The sequence below is a fragment of the Methanocalculus sp. genome (genome assembly GCF_029762515.1).
In the GTDB taxonomy this organism is placed as follows: domain Archaea; phylum Halobacteriota; class Methanomicrobia; order Methanomicrobiales; family Methanocorpusculaceae; genus Methanocalculus.
In genome coordinates, this window is sequence record NZ_JARVGN010000367.1 from 1 (window position 1) to 2285 (window position 2285).

Consider the following 2285-nt stretch of genomic DNA (forward strand, 5'->3'; position numbering starts at 1 on the left):
GCCTGTGCTATAAAGATTGAGAAGATACAGGAGGCCTGAAGATGGTAGCAAAAGGCGATATGCTCTATGCATGGGCAAAGGAATCCGAACTTGCAGAGAAGGGTGAGTGCGGAGGAGCAGTATCCACGCTCCTGAAGTACGCGCTTGAGAGCAAGATGGTCGATGGTGTCCTTGCTGTTAAGAAGGGTGCGGACATCTACGATGCAACACTCGAACTCATCACCGATCCTGCTGAGATCGTGGGCTCTGCCGGTTCACTCCACTGCGGTACGCTCCTCATCCCAAAGATGATCAAGAAGTACCTCGGCGGTGCAAACAACATGAAGATCGCCGTCCCCGTAAAGGGATGCGATGCAATGGCATTCTATGAGCTTGCCAAGAGGAACCAGATCAATCTCGATAACGTCATCATGATCGGTGTTAACTGTGGTGGGACTGTCTCGCCGGTTGTTGCCCGAAAGATGATCAAGGAGAAGTTCGAGGTTGACCCTGCCGATGTCGTGAAAGAGGAGATCGACAAGGGCCAGTTCATCATTGTCACAAAGGATGGACAGCACAAGGGCATCTCAATTGATGAACTCGAAGAAGAGGGATATGGCCGGAGGAGCAACTGCCGCCGGTGCAAGATGAAGATTCCCCGCCAGGCAGATCTTGCCTGCGGTAACTGGGGTGTCATCGGCGACAAGGCCGGGAAGGCAACCTTTGTCGAGGTCTGCTCCGAGAAGGGTGCGAACCTCGTTGATGGAGCGGTTAAGGCAGGAGCTCTTGAAACCTCGGCAGCAGATCCAAAAGGCCTTGCAATCCGTGCCAAAGTTGAAGGCGCGATGCTGAAACTCGGCGACAAGTGGCGCAAGCATGACTTTGAGGCACTCGGCGAAGGCCGTGCACGCCTTGAGACGATCATGAAGGAGACTTCCCGTTGTATCAAATGCTATGCATGTATCGAGAACTGCCCGATCTGCTACTGTGTTGAGTGCAGCACCAGGAAGCCGCACCTCGTCACACCCGGACAGGTTCCGCCAGGCCCGATGTTCCACATGATCCGGTTTGCCCATGTTGCAGACTCCTGTGTCAACTGCGGCCAGTGCGAGGAACTCTGTGCAATGGATATTCCAAATGCACTCTTCATGCACGCCCAGCAGGTCGAGCTTCAGAAGATGTTCGGCTTCACACCCGGTATCAACATGGACCCACCGGTTCTTGCATATGCCGAGGAGAAGGTTGAGCGGAAGCGTCTTGATGACACCGGCTCAGACCAGATCTTTGACAACGTATTCAAGGAATAAACGGTTGAATGTCTCTGTGGGAGAGATCCCACATGAGTTTTTTTTTAACATAATTAGATCATTTCTTATTGATTTCTTCATCAGATTATCGCTAGATCTCCTCGATTAGCCGTATAATAACTCTTTACAATATACTGGTTTATTGAATGTGGTTAACAAAATGGAAAGAAACAATCATGAAGCTATCTCTCCATACTCTATTTGATGAATGATACAATGGATCTGAAAATATTCAGATCTTCCGGGGGAGAATGCGTTCTGACACGCGATTATCCTGTTATTGCATTTGATGGATCCGGATTTCTCTCAGATACCGTCTCTCTCTGTATTGAAGGGCGGGTGCGCCTGCTTCTGAATGGAGAGCATTGTACCACCATGGTGGCAACCCCCGATGATCTTCTGGAATTTGCAGTTGGCTTCATCATTGATGAAGGTTTTTTACAGGGGATTCATGAGATTGACTCGATTAGTATCGACGATCTGTCGATAGATATACGGACCAGATCCGATGCGGCTTATATGAATGTTCATGATCTGGAAGTTGGGAGTTCCGGAGGGGTGGAGAATGCCAAAAGATCCGACGAAGAGGCTCCCGCTCTTCCAGAAGGGTGTGTCTTCCCTATTGACGCGGTTTTCTCAGCAGTTGATGTATTGCATGATCTCTCAAACACCTGGAAAAAAACCGGGGGCACCCACTCTGCCCTTATTCTTTCAACTAATGGAGATCTGGTTGCATATGCTGAGGATATGGGGAGACATACTGCAATTGACAAAGCAATCGGAAAGGCACTGATAAAGGGCGCTTCACTCTCCACCTGTTCTCTGACATGCAGCGGCAGGCTTCCTGCCGGCATGATCCGGAAAGCCTATCGCGTTGGTATCCCTCTTATCATATCAAATAATGCACCGTTTAGTTCTGGCATTGACATAGCTAACAAACTGAATATCACTGTTGCCGGTTTTGTCCGGAGACCACGGGCGGTTATTTATTCAGGCATG

2 protein-coding genes are annotated in these 2285 nt (G+C 49.6%); both read left to right on the forward strand.

Annotation, left to right across the window (positions count from 1 at the left end; genetic code table 11):
• The first annotated feature begins 41 nt into the window (after positions 1–41).
• Positions 42–1286 carry a Coenzyme F420 hydrogenase/dehydrogenase, beta subunit C-terminal domain gene (locus tag QCH34_RS10985; RefSeq protein WP_300334079.1) on the forward strand — a complete coding sequence of 415 codons (1245 nt, stop codon included), beginning with the start codon at positions 42–44 and terminating at the stop codon, positions 1284–1286.
• Between the two features lie 204 nt (positions 1287–1490).
• The coding region (gene fdhD, locus QCH34_RS10990) for a formate dehydrogenase accessory sulfurtransferase FdhD (protein ID WP_300334081.1) at positions 1491–2285 on the forward strand (795 nt) is incomplete at its 3' end.

Coding starts and splice junctions, on each gene's coding strand:
- QCH34_RS10985 (WP_300334079.1), top strand. CDS start 42: ATGGTAGCAAAAGGCGATATGCTCTATGCATGGGCAAAGGAATCCGAA.